Annotated in this window: 1 protein-coding gene; it reads left to right on the top strand. The window is 63.3% G+C overall.

Going from position 1 to position 1,422, the window contains the following annotated elements; genetic code table 11:
• Positions 1-134 precede the first annotated feature (134 nt).
• Positions 135-1,370 (top strand): IS256 family transposase, encoded by a 1,236-nt coding sequence (locus tag OQ789_RS25600; RefSeq protein ID WP_324689193.1) that lies wholly within the window; start codon positions 135-137, stop codon positions 1,368-1,370.
• Positions 1,371-1,422: the final 52 nt, after the last annotated feature.

Here is a 1,422-nt window from a genome sequence, read left to right as displayed (position 1 = left end):
GGTTGCGTCCACCAAGGTGGTGTACGAGCCGGGCCGTGAAGTGAGAACCGGCGTGTCGTAGCCGGACGAATGAGGGTCATCGCGTGATTCTTCGAGAGACCGACCAAAGTCACTCGAGCAAAGGAATCAACGCGATGACCGCTGCCCACGATATCGACTTGCCGGCGCTGCTGGCTGAGCGACTCACTACCACCCACCCCGACGTCCTGCGCGAACTGCTGGCCACGTTCATCCACACGCTGATGGGCGCTGAAGCCGATGCGCTGTGCGGCGCGGGCTACGGTCAGCGCAGTGCTGAACGCACCAACTCCCGCAATGGCTACCGGCATCGCCAATTCGATACCCGGGCAGGCAGTTTGGATCTGGCGATCCCCAAGCTGCGGCAAGGGTCCTACTTTCCGGATTGGCTGCTGGAACGCCGCAAACGCGCCGAGCGGGCGTTGACCACCGTGGTGGCCACCTGTTATCTGCTGGGGGTCTCGACCCGACGGATGGACAAACTGGTCGAAACCCTAGGCGTCACCAGCCTGTCGAAATCGCAGGTGTCGGTGATGGCCAAAGAACTCGACACCGCCGTTGAAGCCTTCCGCACCCGGCCCTTGGATGCTGGCCCGTATACGTTCATGGCCGCCGATGCCCTGGTCCTCAAAGTCCGCGAGGCCGGCCGCGTGGTCAACGTGCACGCGCTGATCGCGGTCGGCGTCAATGCCGAGGGTTACCGCGAAATCCTGGGCATCGATGTCACCACCGCCGAGGATGGAGCCGGCTGGTTGACGTTTCTGCGGTCGTTGACCGCCCGCGGCCTGTCCGGGGTGGCACTGGTCACCAGCGACGCCCATGCTGGACTGCTCTCGGCGATCGGGGCTACCTTGCCTGGCGCGTCCTGGCAGCGGTGCCGCACCCACTACGCCACCAACTTGATGGCCATCACCCCCAAGAGCTCCTGGCCGTGGGTTAAGACGCTGCTGCATTCGGTGTTCGATCAGCCCGACACCACATCCGTTGGGGCGCAATATGACCGGATCATCGACGCTTTGGCCGACAAGCTGCCCAAGGTCGCCGATCACCTCGAAGACGCCCGAGCCGACCTGCTGGCGTTCACCGCGTTTCCCAAGCAAATCTGGCGCCAGATCTGGTCCAACAATCCCCAAGAGCGGCTCAATAAGGAGATCCGGCGGCGCACCGACGTCGTTGGAATCTTCCCCAATCGCGACGCCCTGATCCGCCTCGTCGGCGCCGTACTGGCCGAACAACACGATGAATGGGCCGAATCACGCCGCTATCTCGGCCTCGACGTACTCAGCAAATCCCGCCTCACCACCACCGCACCACCAGAACAGGAGGACGCACCCGCAGCACTAACCGCCTAACCACGACAACGAAGAATCACACGACGACGTCGTACACCACGTCCCTGGACTT

Origin of the sequence: Mycobacterium sp. 94-17 (genome assembly GCF_035617725.1) — a bacterium.
GTDB lineage: Bacteria > Actinomycetota > Actinomycetes > Mycobacteriales > Mycobacteriaceae > Mycobacterium.
The sequence above is the reverse complement of the archived record's forward strand: the minus strand, read 5'-3'. Positions and strand labels throughout refer to the sequence as shown.

Coding starts and splice junctions, on each gene's coding strand:
- OQ789_RS25600 (WP_324689193.1), top strand. CDS start 135: ATGACCGCTGCCCACGATATCGACTTGCCGGCGCTGCTGGCTGAGCGA.